We start from the raw sequence: 21,752 nt of genomic DNA, 5'->3' as shown, positions 1-21,752 counted from the left end.
TCGCACGCACTCGAACAAACGCGAACACAGGAATCCTTTTCTCGACGACCGCGCCGTTCGACACTTTCCCGTGACAAACCAACCGTGTGAGGAGTTGCGGGATGGCTTTCCTCGTGGCCCTGGTCGTCCTCGTCGGGCTGCTGTGCGTGATCGACCTGCTGCTCACCATCGGCGTGATCCGGCGGCTGCGCGAACACACCGAACTGCTCAGGGTCCGGAACGAACCTCCCGGCGGCCTCCCGGTCGGGTCGATCGTCGATGAGTTCGCAGGTGCCGACACAGACGGCCGGCCGGTGACGCGGGATTCCCTTCCGGCCGGGACACTGGTGGCCTTCCTCAGTTCCGGCTGCGCGCCCTGCGAGGAGATGAAGCCCCGCTTCGTCGAGGCAGCCGGCATGGACGGCGAGCCGCAAGCCTTGGCAGTCGTGTCGGGCCCAGGCAGCAGGGAACTGGCGGCACAGCTGTCGGCCGTGGCGCGGGTGGTGGTGGAGGACGACACGAGCGGTCCCGTCTGCGCCGCGTTCCAGGTCCAGGCGTTCCCCACCCTCTACCGGCTCGGTCCCGGCGGTCGCGTGACGGCCACCGGGCCCGAGGCACTGACACCGGCCGGGTCGCGCGACAGAGCCAGGCGGGCCGGTTCGCGCGCCCCGGTCGGGCGGTGATCTGAATTGCGTCGCCGCAAACCGGCGCGGAGCGCAAAACGGCAGGCACAGACGGCGGGCGAGAAACGGCAGGCGCAGGAGGCGGGCCCGGACCGGCAACGGCGGGAATCGAGCTCGATCAGGCCTGGGCGTCGTGAACTTGTGAACAGTGCGTTGAGCGCTGCCGGCATCGTGTTCCGTACTTCTCCGGGGCAGGTCGCGGGACTTGTGGCGCTGATGCTCGCAGGCGCGGCGGCACCGATCGGCGCGGCCTGGCTGACGAGGGCGGCTCTCGACAACCTCGCGGCCGGAGGCACTTCCACGCTCGTCTGGATCGTCGTGTTCCTGGCGGCGCTGGGCATGGTCGTGGCGTTCGTGCCGCAAGCCGAGGAGTATCTCCGGACCGAGGTGGCCAGGCGGTCCGGCCTGCGGGCGACCGACCGTCTCTACCAGGCGGTGTCCGCGTTCACCGGGCTGCGGCGCTTCGAGGACCCGCACTTCATCGACCGGGTGCGGCTGGCCGACCAGGGCACCGCCGCTCCCGCCCAGATCGTCGGCCGGGTCGTGACCGGCGGCCGGGCGGCGCTGACGCTGACGGGCTTCATGATCTCCCTCGCGGTCCTGAGCCCGCCGATGGTGGCCGTGGTCCTGGCCGCCGCCGTCCCGACCCTGGTCGCCGAGCTGTTCCTGTCGCGCAGGCGCGCCTCGATGCTCTGGAAGATCGGTCCCGCCGAACGCCGCGCGTTCTTCTACAGCCATCTGCTGACGAACTCGCAGGCGGCCAAGGAGAGCCGGCTCTACGGCACCGGCGCGTTCCTGCGCGGCCGGATGCTCGCCGAACGCCGGACGGCCGACGCCGCCCATCGCCGTACCGATCGCCGGGAGCTGTTCACCCAGGGCGGCCTCGCGCTCATGGGTGCGCTCGTCGCGGGCGGCGGCCTGGTGGCCGTGGTCCTCGGCTCGAAGGGCGGCACGCTGACCCCGGGTGACCTGTCGCTCTTCATCGTGGCGGTGGCCGGGGTGCAGAACGCGCTGACCACGCTCATCACGGACATCGCGTACGCACATCAGCAGTTGCTGGCCTTCGACCACCACTGTGCCGTGATGCGGGCCGGGCCCGACGCCCCCGTGGCCGAGGCCTCCCATCCCGCGCCTCCGCTGCGGAAGGGGATCGAGTTCCGCGACGTCTGGTTCAGGTATCGCGATGACCACCCGTGGGTCGTACGCGGCGTCGATCTGCACATTCCCCATGGCACTTCCATGGCGCTGGTGGGCCGCAACGGCGCAGGCAAGAGCACGCTGGTCAAGCTCCTGTGCCGCTTCTACGAGCCAACGCGCGGCACCATCTACTGGGACGGTGTGGACATCCGCACGATCGATCCGGAGCGACTGCGCGACCGCATCGCAGCCGTCTTCCAGGACTTCATGCAGTACGACCTGACGGCTGCCGAGAACATCGCCCTCGGCGATCTCACCGCGCTGGACGATCCGTTCCGCATCGAGGACGCGGCGATGAACGCGGGCATCCACCGGACCCTGACCCGGCTTCCTCGCGGCTACGACACGCTGTTGTCGACGTTGTTCGTGGACGAGGCGGGCGAGGAATCCGATCCTGAAATGGGAGTCGTGCTGTCCGGGGGACAGTGGCAACGGCTGGCGTTGGCGCGGGCGCTCATCAGGACGGGCCGCGATCTGGTCATCCTGGACGAGCCGTGCGCCGGGCTCGACGCGGAAGCCGAGTACGAGGTGCACGCCCAGCTCCGCCGCCGCCGGGCCGGTGGCACCAGCCTGCTGATCTCACACCGTCTCGGCACGGTCCGCGACGCGGACGAGATCGTCGTCCTGGAACGCGGTGAGGTGGTCGAACGGGGTGACCACCGCGACCTCATGGCGTTGAACGGCACGTACGCCGGGCTCTTCCGTCTCCAGGCCGAGAACTACCACCTCGACGACGTTCGACCAGGGGCCGGGATCCAGTGAAGCGCAGTCGGTAAGCAGCGACTCCGGCACCTGGGCTACGTCCGCGCAGATCTCGTACCGGGCGTGATGATCAGATCCCTCACCCCGTCCACATCTCCGGGCCGTTCGGGTGTGCCCTCGAAGAGATCGTCGCAACGATCGGCGAAGTCGGCGGCGGCCGCGCAGCGAATCCCGCTGAGCTCGCGCCGCAGGACCGTCACCAGCTGATCGACACGGACGTCCGCGACCTCTGCCACGTCCGGCAGGCACAGCGCACCGTGGTGACAGGCCTGCTCGACCTCTCCCGTGGCCAGCAGGCACAGGGCCAGCCGCAGCCGATGCCGGAGCCGATCGCGCCCATACCGAACAGCCGACCGCTCAAGTGCCTTCTCGTAACAGGCGGCCGCGACGTCCCATCTGTGGAACGCCTCGCTGGCGGCGGCGTTGGCGGCCAGCATCCCGCCCTCGTCGAACCACTCGCACCAGTCGGGGCAGCCATCCGTGCCCCGCACGAACCACTCCAAGCCGGTCTGCATCGCGCGCCAGAAGCCGGCGCCGTCCCCTGCCGCTGCGAGGCACATCGCCTCCTGCGCGGCGAGCAGGCTCAGGACGCGCGGCGCCATCACACCCTTACCGAGCGACTGCGCCCTCCTGGCCATCGCCACGGCCTCACCCAGCCGTCCCGTCCCACCCAGCCGCCCGGCCTCGCACTCACGTGCCACCTGATGACTCAGCGCATAGATCTCGACGTCGACGGCCGCCGCCGCCCGCGCCATCTCCAGCCCGGCGCGTCCCAGCCGTTCCGCCGCCACGTCCCGTCCGGCCGAGAAAGAGATCACTCCCGCGCTGACCGCGTCCTCCGCGACCAGCCTCAACGCCCGTGCCGGCGCGCCGTCCACCCGCTCACGCCACCGCTCCTGAACGGCGATGGCCTGGTCCGCGACCGCGCCACCGCCGTACCGGTCCTCAAGCCGCCGCAGCCTCAGCGTCGACGCCGCCAGGCGGCGCAGGTCCAGCTCGCTGATCCGGCCGGCGTCGGGGCACAGCTCCGCCTCTCCCATCGCGATCCTCCGCCAGGCCGTCACCCACTCGGTGACCCGCTCAGGCGCCACACCGCACGCCCGGACGTACACACGCACGAACTCCAAACGCGGAAGCGCCGTACGCCGGAGCACCGAAGCGATCGTGCTGTAAGGCAGGATCTCGGCCTCACGTGCAGCCTGCCGTTGCAACTGCCGGTAGGTCAGCCCGGACCAGGCCTTGAGCAGCCGGAGCTGTTCGACGAGATCCTGCGGGGTGGTGGCGTGATGAGGGTCGGGAGCCATGTCCGAGCCGAAAGGAGCCATACGCCGTCCTCACACAGCGGAGCCGTGGTCTGTCAGGAATGACCCTTGATCCACCCACGGAGGTCGGCAAGGCTGGTGGCTGACCATGAACGTGCACGATCGTCCACGCGGCTGTCTACACAGGTCACAGGCTTGGCAAGGAAGGTGCAGATGGGTAGCGCCTCGATCCCGGATCCGAAGGACGCCAGCACCACCGAGGAGCTGAAGGCCCAACTCCGGCGCCTCAAGGCATGGTCAGGGCTGTCCTTCCGCGAGCTGGAACGCCGCGCGGACTCGGCGGGCGACGTCCTCCCGTACAGCACCGGCTCGGCGATGCTCAGCCCACGCCGCCGCGGCCTCCCGCGCGAAGAACTGATCGCCGCGTTCACCCGCGCGTGCGGCTGCACCCCCGAGCAGATATCGGGCTGGATCGAGGCCCGCCGCCGGATAGCCGCATCACCGGCGACCGCCGCTCTCCCGCCGCAGCCCGCACCGCCGCAGCCTGCCGTGCCCGGACTTCGCCAGTGCCTGTCAACCGCACTCGCACCCCGGCGCCAGAGGGCGGCGTCGATGTTCGGAAGGTCACGGCGGAAGTTCTGTGCCCTGGCGATCGCCAGCGCACTCCTGCTCCTGGTAGGGACCACGGGTGCAGTGAACGCCCTCAGCGCCGGTGACACCGGCAAAAGCATGCTGCTCTCGGACAGGTGCCCGGCTTCGATGGGGCTGAACACCTACGGGAAATGCGCTCGGGAACTCCAGCGCGGCCTCCAGCGGAAGGGCCTTCGCCTTCCAGAGGACGCTTGGTACGGCCCGTTCACCAAACAGCGCATCCTGGCGTTCCAGGCGTTGGCAGGCCTGCCGCCCACCGGCATCGCCGACCGGCAGACCCAGCGTGCCCTTCTCGCCGACAAGCCGGTGACGCCTCCCCAATGGAGCACCGCAGCGACCGAACGCCGCATCCGGGAAGTCTTCAAAGAGGCGCCCGGCCAAGCCGTGACATTGGCCCGATGCCTTTCCTACCTGGATTCGTTCTGGACCATCGCCGATAAGCACATGGTGCGCTACTGGGGGCTCTTCCAGTTCTCAGACCTGGAGCTCCTGGACTTCCGCGCCACTCCGGCCCAGGCGCTCAATCCCGAATGGAACATCCAGCAGGCCTACAGCATCTATAGCCGCACACGAGATTTCCGCCACTGGACCTGCCCATAGGCACCCACAACCGGCCCGGGGAGACGCCACTCCCCGGGCCGGTCGCACGAACCCGTCAGCAGCGCTTCCAGTCGCCCTTGCTGCCCCACGAGCACGAGTCGGCGGCCTTCCCGTTCGGGTACCGCAGGTAGGCGGTGTCGCCGGTGTTGTTCCACACATAGGCCCGCCGACCCCAGTAGCGGTGCGCGGCCGTGTTGCGTCCCTTCCCCGTGTGAACGGTCACCGTCTTGCCCGCCTTCAGTACGAACGAGCCGAACGTGTACGTGTAACCGGTCTTGTCGCGCAGCCGGTAGCCCTTCAGCTGCCGCGCCGTACGAGACTTGTTGACCAGCTGCACCCACTCCCCGTTCAGGCTGGCGTTGCTCCGGTTGTCCTTGCCGGGGGAGTCGTAATAGACCCTGTAGATCTGCACCGCCGAGGCGGCCTCCGCCGGTGTCGGCGCCAGCATCGTCGCAGCCGCGCACACCGCGGCCCCCGTCGTGATCAGTCGTGTACGCATGCGGAGAACGGTAGAGAGACGCGGCCGATTTATGAAGAAAAACCCACAGAGGTCAAAGGTCCGCTTCTGGCTATATGTCACGGTAACCCGATCGCCACTTCGCGGCGTCCCTGACCGACACTGCCCACCCGCCCCACCGCCTCCGCCCGCCGCGTCGGACTGTGAGCCGCCGCGGGGCCACAGTGGGCCTGTCGGGGAATCATGGGCCCAGAAGCGCCTGCGCTTCGAACGTGCATGGCCCTTGTCGAAGGGCCCGAACGCATCACTTCAGCCGCGGATCAGAGCCGATGACCGGGTTCCGGCACCGACAGTGGCAGCTGTGCCGCAGTCAGGACACCATGGTGAACCGCTTCCCGGGGGTGGCCGTCCTAAAAGCACAGGACCTAAACGGGGGAACCGTCATGCTGAGGATCCACTTCACTGATGGCGACCTGGTACGCCTGCAACTAGCGGATCGCCCCGACCCCATGTGGGAGACCGTGCTGAGCCTGCAGATTCTCCGGGCCAGCTACGGTTCCGCGATTTTTAACGGCTGGCGGCGGCGGGTGCGCGACGACCTGCACCGCGCCGGTCTCGCAAAGACGGTGCGGCATCTGCTGTTCCCGCTCACGCCGGACGCATCGTACTTTCCTGACTTCCTGACGCCGCCGGAGGGGCTGCTGGGCCTGGGGAGCGGCATCGAGGCCGTGCTCGCCACTCCCCGGCAGCGGATCAGCCGCGAGTTGCACCGCCTGGAGTTGCCAAAGCCGCGACCGTCCTGGGCCGGACGACTGGCCGCCGGCGAACGGGACATGCTGTCCGAACTCGGCGATGGGCTCGCCGCCTATTTCCGAACGGCGATCGCCCCGTACTGGGACCGGATCTGTAACGACGCGCAGGTCGATCACGCCAGTCGTGGCCGCCACCGGCGGCTTGGCGGGATCGACGCTCAGCTGGCCGGGTTCTGGCCGATGATGCGGTGGCGGCCTCCGGTCCTCGAGGTGCCCAAGCCGTTCGACAAGGACCTTCATCTCGGCGGGCGCGGGCTGATCCTGGTCCCCTCCTTCTTCTGCTGGTACCACCCGGTGGCCCTGGCCGACCCGATTCTGCCGCCGACCCTCGTCTACCCGCTGCACCCGGCGTCCGGCCCGCTTGGTCCGGGCGCGCCTGATTTGTACGCGCGGTCGACTCCCAGCACGGCGCTGGGACGCCTGATCGGACGGACCCGGGCGAGTGTGCTGGGCCTCACCACGCAGGGAGCCACGACCAGCGAACTCGCCCGCAGCGCGGGCATATCCGTGGCAACGGCAAGCCAGCACGCCGGTGTGCTTCGCGAGGTCGGTCTCATCACCAGCCGTCGTGACACGAACGCGGTCATCCACACGCTCACGCCGCTCGGCGCCGCGCTCCTCGGAGCAGGGGAGGCGACGGCCGGTAACGGGGACGAAACGGCTACCAGGCGACGTTCTCGCGCCGACAGTTCTTGACGTGCCCCCACTGGTTGAGGCCGTTGCACACATAGAATGACCCGAACCATTTCTTGGCCTGCGCCCGGGAAGTGTATTTCCTTTCTCCTGTCTTGCTGTTCGGGTAGCCCGCTGACACGTGAAGTAGCTTTCGCCCCTCCGGGTTGCACTCGTCCTCCGACGACGGGCTTTCCGGCACTACGCAAAGTCGCGGCGCGCGGCCGTCCTTTTTGGCATCGGAGAGGGTGTACTCTATCTGGTAATCTCCGGTGTATTTGCACCACTGGTAATAGAGGTTGGCTCCGCCGTCGGTGGACTTCACCAGTTTTGGGCCATAGCAGCCCGCTGCGGTTTCGGCTTCGGCCGGGCCTGCGATGGCCAGCATGCCCAGGAAGATCGCACTGCCGAGCGACATCCTTCCCATCGAAACCGTTTGCTTAGATCCGATCTTGCGCACGTTCTTCCTCCAGTCATACTTTGACGGTGTGGCCTGGTCGCGTCATGCGTAGGGGTTGTTCAGGTAGGAGCCCACTGCGCTGGGGCGGTCGGCGTCGTCGCGCTTTCCGTTTCCGTTGGAATCGAGATGGAGTGAGATCGTCACACCATCGATGTTGTTACTGGCGTCCCAGCGCAGGCCGGAATACGTCGCCCAGCCATCTCTGCAGCCCTTCCTGTTGAAACGCGCCTTGCCTCGGAAGTGGTTGCCGTTCACGTCCCACACCATGATGTGGGCGTAGGGGCCTCGGCCATCGCATCGCCGGTCGATGACGTTGATGGTGATGTCCCTGACGGTCTTGGCGCCGGCCCATCTCAGCTCCATGTCGGCGCTGATGTGTTCCCCGTTGCTCCACTTGTACTGGGCCCAGGTGTAAGGCGCCGCCTGTGCGGGCGTGGACAGCCCCACAATTGTGGTGGCCATGGCGACAGGGACGATTGCGACTGGCTTTGTCCAACGCATATTGCCTCCCCGGAATCTGGTCGACTCTCACGTCGGAAGTATCGCCGTGGCGGTCGCTGGGGGTGGGTCTGTTTTGGGCAGCGCCGAAAGACGCAGATGAGACAAGGTGGACCTTGGATCACGATCCCGGGCCCCCGCCGACACCCGCACGGGCAGCCAGGCGCTCACTCGTACGACCACCCCCAGCCAGTGCCATCGCCCGCAACGCCTCCCGCAGGCCAGCGCTGCGGCGCGCCTCCGGGTGCGCGAAAGCTCTCACCGGCACGCCGCGAAGATCATCGGCGGGGAGCCGTCCCCATCCGGGTCTTTCCCGCCGGGAACGCTCAACCGCTGGCGATGTGTCGCCCGCCCGCGTCCAGGGGGCGCGCCGTCGGGCGTGGTGACAGTGTGTGATCGAAGGGACCTGACTGTAGTTAGGTTCGAGTTGTCGCAGCACATGCGGGTGTCCGGAAACGGAAAGTGACCCTTGACACACGCTCGCGGCGCGTCCTAGCGTTGAATTACATTCAGTCGTGAATAGATATTCAAGATGAGGGTGGGGACATGTTGACGGCGGATCCGGGCGAAGTCGCGCTCTACCGAGGGCGGCGGGGGCGGACCCCTGGGCTTCCGGTGGGGCAGCAGGCGCAGGTGCTGCGGGAGCTCGCGGGAGAGGTGCGGCGGAGCGTCGTGCGCATGATCGATCGGGCTCAGATGGGGCACATCGGCGGGGACTTCTCGGTCGCCGACATCCTCGCGACGTTGTTCGGGGGTGTGCTCAACGTGGACCCCGGGGATCCCCGGAACGCGACCAGGGACCGGTTCGTGCTCAGCAAGGGCCACTGCGCCGCATCGCTGTACGCGACGCTCGCACACTGCGGGTTCTTCCCCAAGAGCGAGCTGGAGACGTTCATGGCGCCGCTGTCGGCGCTCAACGGGCATCCGAACCGGACCAAGGTGCCGGGGGTGGAGACCAACACCGGGCCCCTGGGGCACGGATTCCCGGTCGCGGTCGGGTGCGCGATCGCCGGGAAGCTCTCCGGCCAGGACTGGCGGACCTTCGTGGTGCTCGGGGACGGGGAGCTACAAGAAGGCAGCAACTGGGAGGCCGCGATGACCGCCTCCCATCATGACCTCGGCAACCTGACCGCGATCGTGGACCGGAACCGGTTCCAGCAGGGCGCCGGCACCGAGGAGACCAAGTCCCTGGAGCCGCTCGCGGACAAGTGGACCAGCTTCGGATGGGACGTCCGGGAGACCGACGGACACGACCACGCGCAGCTGCTCCAGGCGTTCCGGCCCTCGGACACCGGCCGGCCCGTCGCCGTCATCGCGCACACGATCAAGGGGAAGGGCGTGTCGTTCATGGAGGACCGCGTGGAGTGGCACCACAAGGTCCCAAGCCGTGATCAGGTGCACGCCGCGCTGGAGGAGCTGAGCCGATGACCGCCGAACTCGTACGGGAGACCTTTGACTGCCGGCAGGCGTTCGCGGAGGAGCTCATCGCCCTGGCGAAGGAGGACGAACGGGTCGTCGCCGTCTGCAATGACTCGGTCGGGTCGAGCAACCTGGTGAAGTTCAAGGAGATCTTCCCGGAACGGCTCATCAACGTGGGGATCGCCGAGCAGGACCTGGTGGGCGTCGGTGCGGGGCTCGCCAATGGCGGATTCGTCCCGTTCGTCAGCGCCGCCGGGCCGTTCCTCACCGGGAGGGCCACCGAGCAGATCAAGGCCGACGCCGCGTACAGCGGGGTGCCGGTCGTGCTCTGCGGCCAGAGCCCGGGCATGGCGTACGGCGAGCTCGGCCCCACGCATCATTCCATTGAGGACCTTTCGTGGATGCGGGCCATCGCCGACCTGGCCGTGGTGGTTCCGGCGGATCCGGCGCAGACGCGGCAGGCCGTACGGTGGGCGGCGAGCTACAGCAAGCCCGTTTACATGCGGATTCCCCGGTTCAAAGTGCCTGAGGTGACGCCGGAGAACGCGCCGTTCGAGCCAGGACGGGCCGTCCAGCTCACCGAGGGCGATGACGTCACGGTGATGGCGGTCGGGACGCTCGTCTCGCGTGCTGTGGAGGCGGCGGAGACCCTGCGCGGCGAAGGCATCGGCGTACGTGTGCTCAACATGACGTTCATCGAGCCGATGGATGTGGAGGCCGTCCTCAGGGCGGCCCGCGAGACCAAGGGCATCGTCACCGCGGAAGAAGCGACGACCACCGGTGGCCTCGGCGCGGCGGTCGCGAATGTGGTCGTGCAGAACGAGCCTGTTCCGATGCGGATCCTTGGAATCAACCGGGAGTTCGCGCCCACGGGAAGTGCCTCGTTCCTGCTGGAGCACTTCGGGCTGACCGCAGACGGCATAAGCCGCGCCGTACGTGAGCTGCTCCAGCCATGAAGCCCTACGTTCTGGCCATTGACCAGGGAACGAGCGCCACCAAGGCGATCCTCGTCGATCGCGAGCGGAACATCGTCTCCCATGGTTCCGCCCCGGTCGCCCTCTCCGCGCCGAGACCGGGATGGGTGGAGCAATCGGCCGAGGAGATTTGGGAGAGCTGCGGGACGGCGGTCGCGAGCTGCCTCGAAGGCCATGACCCCCGCGATGTCGCCGTCGTCGGCCTCAGCACGCAGCGAGAATCGCTACTGCTCTGGGACCGCTCCACGGGGCGGCCGCTGGGTCCAATGCTGAGCTGGCTGGACCGCCGTACGGCAGGCGACCTGAGCCTGGAGCAACGTTCGGCAGGCGATGATGCGGGCCTGGACGCCGCCGCCATGGTCAAGGAGGTCAGCGGCCTGCCCCTGGACCCGATGTTCTCGGCTCCCAAGGCCCGCTGGTTGCTGGACGAGTACGACCCCGACCGCCGCCGCGCCAAGGCGGGAGAACTCTGTCTCGGAACGGTCGACTCCTGGCTGCTCCACAAGCTCGGCGGCGACCACCTGATCGAGGTGGGAAACGCGGCCCGCACCCAGCTCATGGACGTCAGGGAAAGGGCCTGGGACAAGCGCCTCACTCAGCTTTTCGACGTCCCACATGAGGTTCTGCCGACCATCGTCTCGTCGCAGGGCCCGTTCCCCAGCGCCAAAGGACTCGGGCCCCTGCCGGACGGCATCCCCGTAACGGCGGTGCTCGGTGACTCCCACGCGGCACTCTTCGCCCACTGCGGCTGGACGGAAGGCACGGTCAAGGCGACGTACGGCACGGGTTCCTCGGTCATGGCCGTGGCATCCCCGTCGGCCCGCGTTCCCCAGGGCATGTGCCTGACGGTCGCCTGGGACGTGGGCGAGCCGACCTGGGCCATCGAAGGCAACATCAGGTCCACCGGCGCGACGCTCACCTGGCTGGCCGGCGTCCTGGGACTCGAGCCGGATGACCTGGCCGACCAGGCCGCGGAGAGCAGCGAGGGTGTCGTCATCGTCCCGGCGTTCAGCGGCCTGGGCGCCCCGTGGTGGGACGACGCGGCGGTTGGCCTGATCAGCGGCGTCACGTTCGGCACCAAGGCGGAACACCTCGCCCGCGCCGCGCTCGAATCGATCGCCTTCCAGATCGAGGACGTCCTCAGCGCGGTCGAACGAGAGTCGGCGCCCATCACCAAACTCCTGGTGGACGGCGGCCCGACGGCCAACGAGACCCTGATGCAACTCCAGGCCGACACCAGCGGCAGAACGGTCGAACGTCCTCTGGACCGTGACCTGTCCGCACTGGGCGCCGCCTACTTGGCAGGCCTGGCACACGGCCTGTGGAGCCAAGGCGACTTGGAAACCCTGCGGCGTACCCGCGAGACCCATACGCCGCAGATCAGCGAGGCCGAACGCGAAAGCCGCCTCCGCCACTGGCACGACGCCGTGAACCGTGCGCGCCACCAGGGAGGGGCACCGGCATGAGATTCGAGGGCAAGACCGTGGCCGTCACTGGGGCAGGGCGGGGCATCGGCCTGGGCATCGCTCGGCGCTTCGCTGAGGAGGGGGCCGACGTCCTGATGATCGACCTGGACGACGGCATTGAAGAAACGGCCAAAAGCCACAACGCGCGAGCCGTCAAGACCGACGTCACCGACCGCGGCGACGTCGCCGCAGCCTTCAGCGCGCTCGACAGCCTGGACGTTCTCGTCAACAACGCGGGCGTTATCACCATCAGCCGCCTGGAGGACCTCACCCTCAGCGATTGGCAAAAGGTCCTGAACGTCAACACCACCGGCACGTTCCTCTGCGCCCAGGCCGCCGCCGCCATCATGCGGCGGAACGGGCGAGGCGGACGCATCCTCAACGCCGCCTCGGGCCAGGCAAGACAGGGCTTCATCTACACCCCGCATTACGCGGCCAGCAAGTTCGGCGTGGTCGGCCTCACCCAGAGCCTGGCCAAGGAACTCGCCAAGGATCAGATCACCGTCAACGCCTACTGTCCCGGCATCGTCGGCAGCGACATGTGGGACTACAACGACCGCGAGTGGGGCCGCCTGCTCGGCGAGTCCAAGCCCGGCGGATACAAGCCTGGCGAACTCATGGCCGAATGGGTCGCGAACATCCCGCTCGGCCGCGCCGGAACCAACGACGACATAGCCAACCTGCTGCTTTTCCTAGCCTCGGACGACGCCGCCTACATCACCGGTCAGGCGATCAACGTCGACGGCGGCATGTTCATGAGCTAGTACGAGGAGATCCTGATGAGCACGACGCACGACACGGTGTCGGCCGTTGACACACCGCCGGTCAGGGGGCGCCGGAGAACACCTCCATGGGCGGACCAGCTGCTGACAGGTTCACGCGGGCCGGCGCTCGGCCTCGTGGCCCTGTGCGTCGCCCTCTTCATCGCGACGCCGCACTTCCTGACCGGACCGAACCTGCTCAACATCGTCGACCAGATCACCATTCTGGGGATCCTGGCCCTCGGCATGACCGCCGTGATCATCATGGGCGGCATCGACCTTTCGGTGGGCGCGGTGCTCGCGCTGGCGACGATGGTCGTCGGCTGGCTGTCGCACGAGGCGGGCTGGCCGCTGTGGCTCAGCGCGATCACGGCGATCGCGGTCGGCGGCCTGTGCGGGCTGCTGTCCGGCCTCGGCATCACCATGGCCAAGCTGCCGCCGTTCATCGCGACCCTGGCGATGTTGTCGATCGCCCGCGGCGTCGCGAACGTGATCACCGACGGGCAGCAGATCGTCGGCTACCCCGACTGGTTCGACAACCTGTCCACCGTGCGCTACCTGGGCATCTTCACGGTCACCTCGATCGTGCTCGTGCTGCTGTACGTGGCGGGCTGGGCGTACATGCGCTACCGCTCCGGCGGCCGCTCGATCTACGCCATCGGCGGCAGCCCCGAGGTGGCGCGGCTGGCGGGCATCAGCGTCAAGAAGACCACCACGCTCGTCTACGTCGTGGCTGGGCTGCTGGCGGGGCTGGCGGGTGTCTTCATGACCATGCGGCTCGACTCCTCCCAGCCCAGCGCGGGCCTGAGCTATGAACTCGACACCATCGCCGCGGTGGTGATCGGCGGCGCCAGCCTGTCCGGCGGCGTCGGCCGCGTCACCGGGACGGTGATCGGCGTCCTGATCATCGGAGTGCTGCGCAACGGCCTCAACCTCCTCAGCGTCTCCCCGTTCGTCCAGCAGATCGTCATCGGCGCGGTGATCGCGCTCGCGGTCATGCTCGACGTGCTCCGGCGCCGCGAGGCCCACTAGCGAAACCGCGAGACCCACTAGCAAAGCCCGAGGCCCGCTGGCCGCGAGGCTCACTGGCAGAAGCCGCGAGGCTGACCAGCAGAAGGAGTATCCACCCCATGAAAACCCCCATGGCCATAGGAATGGCGGCTGTGCTCGCCTTGGGCGTCGCCGGCTGCGGACGCGGCGGCTCGTCCGGCGAGGGCAAGATCGTCATCGGTCTCGCCGTCGCCAACCTCCAGGCCGACTTCTTCAACCAGATCAAGCAGGCGGTCGAGGAGCAGGCCAAGACCAAGAACGTCGAGGTCGTCGTCGCGGACGCCCGGGGCGACTCGGCCACCCAGGTCAACCAGATCCAGGACTTCATCAGCCGCCAGGTCAAGGCGATCATCTACATCCCGGCGGGCGCCACCGCCGCGGGCGTGCCGGTCAAGGCCGCCGAACGCGCCAAGATCCCCGTCATCACCGTGGACCGCAACCCGCCGGACCAGCCCGGCAAGTCGTTCATCGCCACCGACAGCGTCGCCGCCGCCAAGACCCTCGGCGAGTGGACGACCAAGAGCGTGGGCGGCAAGGGACAGCTGGCCATCCTCCAGGGCCAGATCGGGACGACGCCGCAGGTCGACCGGCAGAAAGGCTTCGGTGAGGCGCTCGCAGCCGCGCCCGGGGTCAAGGTCGTCGCGCAGCAGACCGCCGAGTGGGCGCAGGACAAGGCGTTCTCGGTCGCACAGGACATGCTCCAGGCCAAGCCCGGCATCAACATCTTCTGGGGCCAGGCCGACGCGATGGCGCTCGGCGCCGCCCAGGCGGTCAAGTCCGCCGGTACGGGCAAGAAGTACACGATCGTCGGGTTCGACGGCGACGTGGCCGGGATCAAGGCGGTCCGCGCCGGGACGATCGACGCCACCATGGTCCAGCAGACCCGCAAGATGGGCCGGATGGCCGTGGACACCGCGATCAGCGTCATCGACGGCAAGGCCGTGCCTGCGCAGCAGCTGCAGCCCGCGTTCCTGCTGACCAAGAAGGACACGGCCAAGGCCGACGAATACATCGCCACCCACCCGTAGGAACGCGCCATGACTCCCGTACGAACGCGCGGCGGCTCCGTACCAACGTGCCACGACCCCGTAGGAACGCACCGACTCGGTAGGAACGTGCAATGACTGACAACGGCAGCCGTGGCCTGGTCGTTCGGGGTGTGTCCAAACGCTTCGGCGCGACCCAGGCGCTCGACCACATTGACCTTGACGTCCGGCCGGGGGAGGTCGTGGCGCTGCTGGGCGAGAACGGCGCGGGCAAGTCGACGCTCTCCAACGTGATCGCCGGAACGTTCCCGTCCGACACCGGCGACATGACGTGGAACGGCGAGCCCTACGCCCCGGGCTCGCCCGGCGAGGCGATCGGCCGGGGCATCGGCCTCATCCACCAGGAGATGCGGCTGTTGCCGGATCTGTCGGTGGCGGAGAACGTCTTCGTCGGGCGCCTTCTCCAGCGCGGCGGCAGGATCGACCGCGCGGAGATGAACCGGCGGGCCAGCGAGCAGCTCACAAGGCTGGGGCTGGACATCCCGCCGACCCGGCTCGTGCGGACGCTGCGCGTCGCCGAACAGCAGCAGGTCGAGATCGCCAAGGCGCTCACGCTGAACGCCCGGCTGCTCATCCTGGACGAACCCACCGCCGCGCTCGGCTCCGACGAGACCGATCATCTCTTCGAACGGATCGAGGCACTCAAAGGCGAGGGCATGGCGTTCATCTACATCAGCCACCGGCTGGAGGAGATCACCCGCATCTGCGACCGCATCGTGGTGATGCGCGACGGCCAGCGAGTCGCCTCGCACGACACCGCGCACGTGCCGGTGGCCCAGCTGGTGGAGGAGATGGTCGGCCGCAGCATCGAACGGATCTTCCCCGACACCGGGGCGCCGCGCGAACGCGCCGTCCTGCGCGTGGACGGGCTCACGGCGGCGGACGGGACGTTCCAGGACGTGTCGTTCGACGTCCATGAGGGCGAGATCCTCGGGATCGCGGGCATCGTGGGGGCCGGCCGCACCGAACTCGTCCGGGCGGTCGCCGGAGTCGACCCGGTCAAGGCGGGAACGGTCGCGGTGGAGGGCGACGTGCTGCGGCTGCGCGGCCCCCGCGACGCCATCGAGGCCGGGGTCGTGCTCGTTCCCGAGGACCGCAAGAACCAGGGCGCCGTTCTCGACCTGTCCATCGGCGACAACGTCGCGCTGCCCAACCTGGACCGCGTCGCCAAGCGCGGCTGGCTCACGCCGCAGGGCGTGGCCTCCGCCGCCGGCGCCGCGATCACCGAGATGGGCATCAAGGGACGACCGTCCCAGCTGGTGCGCACGCTCTCGGGCGGCAACCAGCAGAAGGTCGTCATCGCCAAGTGGCTGGCGCGCCGCCCCAAGGTCGTGATCCTGGACGAGCCGACTCGCGGCATCGACGTCGGTGCCCGGGCCGCCATCTACGAGGTGATCGCCGATCTCGCCCGTTCGGGGATGGCGGTGGTCGTCGTCAGCTCCGACCTCGACGAGGTGCTGGGCCTGTCGCACCGCGTCCTGGTGCTCAGCCGAGGGCGCCTGCGGGGCGTTCTGGCCGGGGCGGAGGCGACCGACACCGCCGTCATGCGGCTGGCCACGGCATGATGCTCAGTGCCGAACGCATGATGCTCAGTGCCGGAACGTCCGCGCCGGCCCACCGTCCGAAAGGCCACGATGACCAGCATCCGCCGCGCCACCCGCATGGCGACCACCGACGAGCAGCTGCGCCTGATGACCCGGGTCGCCCGCATGTACCACGAGCGGGGCATGCGCCAGCCGCAGATCGCCGAAGAGCTGCGCATCTCCCAGCCGCGGGTGTCCCGATTGCTCAAGCAGGCCGTCGAGCTGGGCATCGTCCGGACCATCGTCGTGCCGCCCGCCGGCGTCTTCACCGATCTGGAGGAGGCGGTGCAGACCAGGTACGGGCTCCGTGACATGGCCATCGTCGACGTGGAGGGCGAGGGCGAGGAGGTCCTGCCCGCCCTCGGCGCCGCCACCGCCGTCTACCTGGAGACCACCCTGATGGAGGGCGACCGGGTCGGCATCTCCTCCTGGAGCGCGACGCTGCTCGCCACCGTGGAGGCCATGCGTTCCAAACCCGGCGGACGCTTCCTGGAGCAGGTCGTGCAGCTCGTCGGCGGCGTCGGCGACCCCAAGGTGCAGGTGCAGGCCACGCGCCTGATGGGCCGCCTCGCAGACATCACCGGTGCCGAGCCGATCTTCATTTCCGCGCCCGGGGTCGTCGGCAACCGCGCGGCCCGCGACGCGATCGTCGCCGATCCCAAGGTCGCCGACGTCATCGCGTCCTGGGACCGGCTGACCGTCGCGCTCGTCGGCATCGGCAGCCTGGAGCCGTCCCCGCTGCTGCGCCAGAGCGGCAACATCTTCTCGGCCGAGGAACAAGAAGAGCTGCGGCGCCTCGGGGGAGTAGGCGACATCAGCCTGCACTTCTTCGACGAGGACGGCACCCTGCTGAACACCGACCTGGACGAACGCGTCATCGGCATCGCGCCCGACACGTTCCGCGGCATCCCCCGGCGCATCGGCGTCGCCGGCGGCCATCGCAAGTACGCCGCCATCCGTGCCGCCCTGCGCGGCGGCTGGATCGACGTTCTCATCACCGACCTGGGCGTGGCCCGGCGCCTCGCCGACGAACCCGACAGGAGCACCCCGTGACCGCACCCTCGTTCCGCCTCGACGACCGCGTCGCCCTCGTGACCGGCGCCGGATCGGGCATCGGCCGGCGCCTGGCGATCGCGCTCGCCGAGATGGGCGCCGACGTCGCCTGCCTGGACCTGCCCGGCGCCGACCTGGACGTGGCCGTCGAGGCCATCGAGAAAGCGGGCCGGCGCGCCCTGGCGTTCCACGGCGACGTCACCCAAGCCACCGACCTGGAAGAGGCCGTAGACCTGGCCGAACGTTCACTCGGCCCCTTGCGCCTGGCAGTCAACGCCGCCGGGATCGCCAACGCGGCTCCGGCCGAGGACATGTCCCTCGCCCAGTGGCAGAAGGTCATCGACGTGAACCTCACCGGCGTCTTCCTCTCCTGCCAGGCCGAGGGCCGCGCCATGCTGCGCAACGGCGGCGGCTCCATCGTCAACATCGCCTCGATGTCCGGAACGATTGCCAACCGCGGCCTCACCCAGGCGCACTACAACGCCTCCAAGGCCGCCGTCATGCACCTGTCGAAGAGCCTCGCGACCGAATGGGCCGACCGCGGCGTCCGCGTCAACAGCATCAGCCCCGGCTACACCGCCACGCCCATGAACCTCCGTCCCGAAGTCGCCGACCGCGTCGAACGCTTCGAATCCGAAACCCCCATGGCGCGCATGGCCACCGTGGACGAGATCGCCGGCCCGACCGTCTTCCTGCTGAGCGAGGCCGCCTCCTTCGTCACCGGCATGGACCTCCTGGTAGACGGCGGCTTCGTAGCCTGGTGACCTGCGTCCCGAGAGTCCTCCTCCGCGCGGCTCGCCAAGGCGCCTGACACGAGATCGATGACCCGTCCCGTGAGATTCCCCGGCTTCCGTCGCCCTGACTGATCACAACCTCAGGTGGGTGGTCAGGAGTCGCGGGTCAGGACGCCGGTGGTCCTGGGGCTTTTTGCCCCGTCATGGTGGTAGGCGATGTGGAGCTTGTTCTTCTTGAGCGTGAGGCGGATATCGGCGTCGTCGCAGCCCTGGTCCTGGTCTGCTGCGTGCTCCCGCAGCCACAGAGCTCCGTCGGCGTACGAGGTCGGCGTCACCGACCCCCCGCAACTCCTGCCCGGGTAGAGGACTTCACCCCGGACACGCCCGGCTCGCAGCGCGAGAGTGACCTTGATCTTCTGACCCTTGGGTTTGCCGTAGGTGCCCTTCCACGTCCCGGCGAACTTCTCGGGTACCGCAGCGCCGATCTCGGGTTCCTTCTCGGAGAGGGCACCGATGAGGAACGAGACCAGCATGAAGGCGGGCACCAGGACCCACCCGATGGCGCAACCCACTCCGATGATGCTCGCCGCACGACGTTTCCGGCGGGGAGGGATCGGTTGGTAGTGAGGGAAAGGTGGGTGCGGCGGCACTCGGGGAGGCGGTGGTGCCGGCCGCGACATGGGCGGCGGGGGCTGCGGCATGGGCGGAGGCGGTGCGGCTCCCGTTTGGGCGGTCTCCCAGGGATCGGAGATCACCTCGGGCTCGTCCCACGATGGTTCGTCGGACTCGTCTGGTTCCGCCTGGGCGCAGCGGGTGCGGTACGCGTCGTATTCGGCGCGGCTCTTGCTGAGAATCCCATACGCGGTGGCGCAGAGATGGAAGATCTCTACCGTCGCCGAGCCGTCGTTCGTTCGTGAATCCGGGTGGTGCGTGCGCGCCAGCCGACGGTACGCACGCTTGATCTCCGCGGTCGAAGCGTCCGGGGCGACGCCGAGCACCTCGTAGGCGTCGCGGCCGTCCAATCCCCAGTCTCGGCCCGTCGACTTCGGGCGGCTCATTTCCCGGTGCGGCGCGTCACGGTGGCGCGCCGGCATTCGAGGTTCCAATGCGCCGTGTCGGCGGTGTGCCCTGCGGGGATGATTCTGGTGCCGTTGGCGACGGTGACGGTCTTGGAGCCGGCGAGATAGAAGATGAACATTTTCAGGTGGTGCTCGTGGCCTTCGTAGTACCAGTCGTAGCGCAGCACCCGCTCTCCGGCGAGGAAGGGAGCCTGTAGGAGCTCCTGGGCTTTCGGCGGAAGGTTGCCCAGCACCCCGCGCGCAGTCGCCGACATCCCGAGATCGGGACTCGCCGGGCCTGCGTCATCGGTTGCCGCCGCCGCGGCGGCGGCGTGTGGAGGCGGGCGATGGTCCACCGTCATCCGCCGGAACGACGCGGGGTCGACTTCGTACGACGACAGCGCATAAACGGGGCGGTGCTCGGTGTTGACGCGCGGCTCGGCGATGAAGAGGCCGCGGTCCCCGAAGACCACCGCGAATGGACGGCGGTCCGGGGCGGACTGGTCCTCGTCGGCCCACCACTCGATGATGTTCCCGGCTCGCTGGAGCAGGCGGTCGCGGACCGCAGGGCTGATCGCATCCCAGTGACCCTGGCGCAGTGGTCCGCCGGAGGACAGCCCCATCTCACCGGGTTGATGGACGGGAGCGCTGCCCGGAGGGTTCCTGGTGAGATCCCGGCCGCGGCTGCGATCCGGAGGGCCTGGCCGGGACGGGACAAGCCAGGACGAGGGGGACATCCGTTCCGCCTTCTGCACTCTGCTCGACGATTGTCAAAGCTTAAGGTGATTGTCTCCACGGGTTCCCGAGATCGTCACCGCTCTGGCTGGCCGAATCCGGCGGCGTGCAGGGCTTGTGCGGAAGTAAGCAATGCTCGTCCAACGGTGCCAGCCGATCAGGGTTGGTCCCGCCGCTAGGGCAGCGATGACCCTGCCGTGGGAACGAGGCGATGCAGAGCGAGACGCGCCGCCTCGGCGACCTCCGGTTGAGGATGGTGGGCGACCATCGCCTCAAGGACACGCACGTTCCATGGATGGTCGACGTCGCCGAAGAGCGAGATCAGTTTGGCCATCTTCTCGGGGTCCTGGTCGACGTATCCGAGCCGTTCGATCATCTCGGCCGCAGGCGTGCCGGCCTGAAGGCGGACCGCCGCCAGGTCGACAAGGGCCCAGGCGTTCGCGGCCGTGTCCGGAACGGAGGCCTGCTCCTTCTCCTTCGCGGTCAGGAAGTTGAAGGCCAGCGCACCGAGCTCATCGTCCTCCACGAGCTCCAGCAGAACGCGCCTGCCGACCTTTCCGAACGCCTCGTCCATCGTCCCGGCCAGCAGATCGAACCCCGCACGACGAGCGATCGGGTCCACCCCGCGCAGCGCGTTCCGGATCTCCGCGGCACCCGCCTCGACCGAACGTTCGGACAACCAGGCCCGCACCTCGTCCGAGATGTGATCGACGCGGTAGGACGAGAGCGCCTCCAACAGCGTGGTCGCGTCGGCGCCGGCGTACGACCCGACCGCCGGGATCGTCAGCCCGCTCGCCTCCTCGAGCATGGCACGGCACACCAACGTCCCCAGCGGGCTGATCCAGACGCCGACGTCATCCTGCTCGACAAGACCTGCGTGCGTGAGCAGGCCGACGTGGACACGAACGCATTCCCGGGCCTTGGGGTCGGGCGTCGGTGACAGGTGTTCATGCATGACCAGATCGTCCTGCGTGTACAGGAAGACGAGCAGATTGGTGCAGAGCCCGATCTCCTCGACGTCCTGGCGTTCCGAGAGACTCCAGTGATCCAGCATGGCGATGAGGAACGTCTGCCACGCGTCCAGCGCCGCGTCGGCATCCGACCCCGTGATCGCGAGCGCCGCAGGTCCGGGCCACGCCAGCGACCGCGTTCGATCGACGTGCAGCATGCCGGTCCGGATCAGCAGATCCCAGAACCGCATCGTCGCCCGCGTCTTCTCCTCCGACTGGCGGACGGCCTCCCGGTCACTTTCGTCCAGCACGCTGAGGAGCTCAGCGAAGCTCTCAAGCGTGGGCTTCCCCTCCGCGTCCACCTCGAAGCCCGAGCGAGCCCGTTCGATCTGTGACGCCACCACCCCATGAAGACCGGACCCGCGCATCACGGCGATCAGATCGTCCGTTCCCGCGATCCGGACCGCAGGAATGGGGAAACGACCGTTCTCCTGGCTGTCACTCAGATAGGTCCGCCGAGGTGTGCGCTGCTCGATGGCGCGGCCTGCCAGCTCCTCGCGGATCCCGTGCGTAGGTCTCACAAATCACGAAGCGTAGGCTAACGACCACACACTGGTGATGCTTTCCGTCTATCCAACCCTCACTAACGCAGAGCCATCCCTGACCCCGTCGACATCTCGCATCCACGCCGCCCTTGCTGGGAGTCAAGGGCGGCTCTTCTAGGCACGAGAGCTTGTCGTTCCTCACGGCGAATGGGATCCCGTGGTGATGGCCTCATTACGGCCACCTCAACGGCATGACCTCCATGCGCACGTCCTGCATGCGCTTGGTCCCGGGAGGGGAGGCGAGGGGCGGCGAGGGGAGGGCAGGGGAGGGGCGGTGCGGCTCCG

At 68.4% G+C, this 21,752-nt stretch carries 20 protein-coding genes; 13 read left to right on the top strand and 7 right to left on the bottom strand.

Annotation, left to right across the window (positions count from 1 at the left end; translation table 11 throughout):
- The first annotated feature begins 101 nt into the window (after positions 1-101).
- Both F8566_RS46900 and F8566_RS46895 read left to right on the top strand, forming a co-directional pair.
- Positions 102-662 carry a TlpA family protein disulfide reductase gene (locus F8566_RS46900; RefSeq protein WP_151570468.1) on the top strand — a complete coding sequence of 187 codons (561 nt, stop codon included), beginning with the start codon at positions 102-104 and terminating at the stop codon, positions 660-662.
- 141 nt (positions 663-803) lie between these two features.
- Positions 804-2,621, top strand: a complete 1,818-nt coding sequence (locus F8566_RS46895) for an ABC transporter ATP-binding protein (RefSeq protein WP_225994170.1) — start codon at positions 804-806, stop codon at positions 2,619-2,621.
- Between the two features lie 35 nt (positions 2,622-2,656).
- Here the strand turns inward: F8566_RS46895 and F8566_RS46890 are convergent, their stop codons facing one another.
- On the bottom strand, positions 2,657-3,946 hold the full coding sequence (locus F8566_RS46890) for a hypothetical protein (protein ID WP_151570466.1): 1,290 nt from the start codon (positions 3,944-3,946) through the stop codon (positions 2,657-2,659).
- 150 nt (positions 3,947-4,096) lie between these two features.
- Between F8566_RS46890 and F8566_RS46885 the strand changes: the two genes are divergently transcribed.
- Complete coding sequence (locus F8566_RS46885) at positions 4,097-5,134, top strand: peptidoglycan-binding domain-containing protein (protein WP_151570464.1); 1,038 nt, start codon at positions 4,097-4,099, stop codon at positions 5,132-5,134.
- A gap of 55 nt (positions 5,135-5,189) precedes the next feature.
- Here F8566_RS46885 and F8566_RS46880 read toward each other — a convergent pair whose 3' ends face one another.
- A complete protein-coding gene (locus tag F8566_RS46880) occupies positions 5,190-5,633 on the bottom strand; it encodes a lamin tail domain-containing protein (protein WP_151570462.1) in 444 nt (147 codons plus the stop codon).
- A 287-nt stretch (positions 5,634-5,920) separates the two neighbouring features.
- Here F8566_RS46880 and F8566_RS46875 point away from each other — a divergent pair, with 287 nt between their 5' ends.
- Entirely contained in the window at positions 5,921-7,099 is a 1,179-nt protein-coding gene (locus F8566_RS46875; RefSeq protein WP_225994169.1) for an ArsR/SmtB family transcription factor, read from the top strand.
- Here the strand turns inward: F8566_RS46875 and F8566_RS46870 are convergent.
- Both F8566_RS46870 and F8566_RS46865 read right to left on the bottom strand, forming a co-directional pair.
- Positions 7,065-7,535, bottom strand: a complete 471-nt coding sequence (locus F8566_RS46870; protein ID WP_151570460.1) for a hypothetical protein — start codon at positions 7,533-7,535, stop codon at positions 7,065-7,067. The genes F8566_RS46875 and F8566_RS46870 overlap by 35 nt on opposite strands.
- A gap of 42 nt (positions 7,536-7,577) precedes the next feature.
- Positions 7,578-7,997 carry a hypothetical protein gene (locus F8566_RS46865; RefSeq protein WP_151570458.1) on the bottom strand — a complete coding sequence of 140 codons (420 nt, stop codon included), beginning with the start codon at positions 7,995-7,997 and terminating at the stop codon, positions 7,578-7,580.
- 582 nt (positions 7,998-8,579) lie between these two features.
- Here F8566_RS46865 and F8566_RS46860 point away from each other — a divergent pair.
- From F8566_RS46860 to F8566_RS46820, 9 genes are all read left to right on the top strand, one after another.
- Positions 8,580-9,461: a transketolase gene (locus F8566_RS46860; RefSeq protein WP_151570455.1), complete on the top strand. Its 882-nt coding sequence runs from the start codon at positions 8,580-8,582 to the stop codon at positions 9,459-9,461.
- A complete protein-coding gene (locus tag F8566_RS46855; protein WP_151570453.1) occupies positions 9,458-10,408 on the top strand; it encodes a transketolase family protein in 951 nt (316 codons plus the stop codon). Before F8566_RS46860 ends, F8566_RS46855 begins: the two co-directional genes overlap by 4 nt.
- Positions 10,405-11,892, top strand: a complete 1,488-nt coding sequence (locus tag F8566_RS46850; RefSeq protein WP_151570451.1) for an FGGY family carbohydrate kinase — start codon at positions 10,405-10,407, stop codon at positions 11,890-11,892. The genes F8566_RS46855 and F8566_RS46850 overlap by 4 nt, the downstream gene beginning before the upstream one ends.
- The gene (locus tag F8566_RS46845) at positions 11,889-12,656 is read left to right on the top strand and encodes an SDR family oxidoreductase (RefSeq protein WP_151570449.1); all 768 of its coding nucleotides are present in this window, start codon (positions 11,889-11,891) and stop codon (positions 12,654-12,656) included. Before F8566_RS46850 ends, F8566_RS46845 begins: the two co-directional genes overlap by 4 nt.
- A 15-nt stretch (positions 12,657-12,671) precedes the next feature.
- Positions 12,672-13,685: an ABC transporter permease gene (locus F8566_RS46840; RefSeq protein WP_151570447.1), complete on the top strand. Its 1,014-nt coding sequence runs from the start codon at positions 12,672-12,674 to the stop codon at positions 13,683-13,685.
- Between the two features lie 98 nt (positions 13,686-13,783).
- Positions 13,784-14,731, top strand: a complete 948-nt coding sequence (locus F8566_RS46835; RefSeq protein ID WP_151570445.1) for a sugar ABC transporter substrate-binding protein — start codon at positions 13,784-13,786, stop codon at positions 14,729-14,731.
- Between the two features lie 92 nt (positions 14,732-14,823).
- Complete coding sequence (locus tag F8566_RS46830) at positions 14,824-16,314, top strand: sugar ABC transporter ATP-binding protein (RefSeq protein ID WP_151570443.1); 1,491 nt, start codon at positions 14,824-14,826, stop codon at positions 16,312-16,314.
- Between the two features lie 69 nt (positions 16,315-16,383).
- Entirely contained in the window at positions 16,384-17,385 is a 1,002-nt protein-coding gene (locus F8566_RS46825) for a sugar-binding transcriptional regulator (protein WP_192810253.1), read from the top strand.
- A complete protein-coding gene (locus tag F8566_RS46820; protein WP_151570441.1) occupies positions 17,382-18,149 on the top strand; it encodes an SDR family oxidoreductase in 768 nt (255 codons plus the stop codon). Before F8566_RS46825 ends, F8566_RS46820 begins: the two co-directional genes overlap by 4 nt.
- A gap of 122 nt (positions 18,150-18,271) precedes the next feature.
- Here the strand turns inward: F8566_RS46820 and F8566_RS53215 are convergent, their stop codons facing one another.
- The 3 genes from F8566_RS53215 to F8566_RS46805 form a co-directional block, all read right to left on the bottom strand.
- Positions 18,272-19,177: a J domain-containing protein gene (locus F8566_RS53215; RefSeq protein WP_192810252.1), complete on the bottom strand. Its 906-nt coding sequence runs from the start codon at positions 19,175-19,177 to the stop codon at positions 18,272-18,274.
- Positions 19,174-19,800, bottom strand: coding sequence for a hypothetical protein (locus F8566_RS46810; RefSeq protein WP_151570439.1), 627 nt, complete (start codon positions 19,798-19,800; stop codon positions 19,174-19,176). The genes F8566_RS53215 and F8566_RS46810 overlap by 4 nt, the downstream gene beginning before the upstream one ends.
- 287 nt (positions 19,801-20,087) lie before the next feature.
- Positions 20,088-21,443, bottom strand: coding sequence for a hypothetical protein (locus F8566_RS46805; protein WP_151570437.1), 1,356 nt, complete (start codon positions 21,441-21,443; stop codon positions 20,088-20,090).
- Positions 21,444-21,752: the final 309 nt, after the last annotated feature.

The organism is Actinomadura rudentiformis, assembly GCF_008923185.1.
GTDB classification, from domain to species: Bacteria; Actinomycetota; Actinomycetes; order Streptosporangiales; family Streptosporangiaceae; genus Spirillospora; species Spirillospora rudentiformis.
Note: the sequence above shows the minus strand (reverse complement) of the source record. Positions and strands in the feature narration are given on the sequence as shown.

Excerpts from the sequence above, each read along its gene's own strand:
- F8566_RS46900 (WP_151570468.1), top strand. The coding sequence starts at position 102 with ATGGCTTTCCTCGTGGCCCTGGTCGTCCTCGTCGGGCTGCTGTGCGTG.
- F8566_RS46890 (WP_151570466.1), bottom strand. The coding sequence starts at position 3,946 with ATGGCTCCTTTCGGCTCGGACATGGCTCCCGACCCTCATCACGCCACC.
- F8566_RS46885 (WP_151570464.1), top strand. The coding sequence starts at position 4,097 with ATGGGTAGCGCCTCGATCCCGGATCCGAAGGACGCCAGCACCACCGAG.
- F8566_RS46880 (WP_151570462.1), bottom strand. The coding sequence starts at position 5,633 with ATGCGTACACGACTGATCACGACGGGGGCCGCGGTGTGCGCGGCTGCG.
- F8566_RS46875 (WP_225994169.1), top strand. The coding sequence starts at position 5,921 with ATGACCGGGTTCCGGCACCGACAGTGGCAGCTGTGCCGCAGTCAGGAC.
- F8566_RS46865 (WP_151570458.1), bottom strand. The coding sequence starts at position 7,997 with ATGGCCACCACAATTGTGGGGCTGTCCACGCCCGCACAGGCGGCGCCT.
- F8566_RS46860 (WP_151570455.1), top strand. The coding sequence starts at position 8,580 with ATGTTGACGGCGGATCCGGGCGAAGTCGCGCTCTACCGAGGGCGGCGG.
- F8566_RS46855 (WP_151570453.1), top strand. The coding sequence starts at position 9,458 with ATGACCGCCGAACTCGTACGGGAGACCTTTGACTGCCGGCAGGCGTTC.
- F8566_RS46850 (WP_151570451.1), top strand. The coding sequence starts at position 10,405 with ATGAAGCCCTACGTTCTGGCCATTGACCAGGGAACGAGCGCCACCAAG.
- F8566_RS46845 (WP_151570449.1), top strand. The coding sequence starts at position 11,889 with ATGAGATTCGAGGGCAAGACCGTGGCCGTCACTGGGGCAGGGCGGGGC.
- F8566_RS46840 (WP_151570447.1), top strand. The coding sequence starts at position 12,672 with ATGAGCACGACGCACGACACGGTGTCGGCCGTTGACACACCGCCGGTC.
- F8566_RS46835 (WP_151570445.1), top strand. The coding sequence starts at position 13,784 with ATGAAAACCCCCATGGCCATAGGAATGGCGGCTGTGCTCGCCTTGGGC.
- F8566_RS46830 (WP_151570443.1), top strand. The coding sequence starts at position 14,824 with ATGACTGACAACGGCAGCCGTGGCCTGGTCGTTCGGGGTGTGTCCAAA.
- F8566_RS46825 (WP_192810253.1), top strand. The coding sequence starts at position 16,384 with ATGACCAGCATCCGCCGCGCCACCCGCATGGCGACCACCGACGAGCAG.
- F8566_RS53215 (WP_192810252.1), bottom strand. The coding sequence starts at position 19,177 with ATGAGCCGCCCGAAGTCGACGGGCCGAGACTGGGGATTGGACGGCCGC.
- F8566_RS46810 (WP_151570439.1), bottom strand. The coding sequence starts at position 19,800 with ATGGGGCTGTCCTCCGGCGGACCACTGCGCCAGGGTCACTGGGATGCG.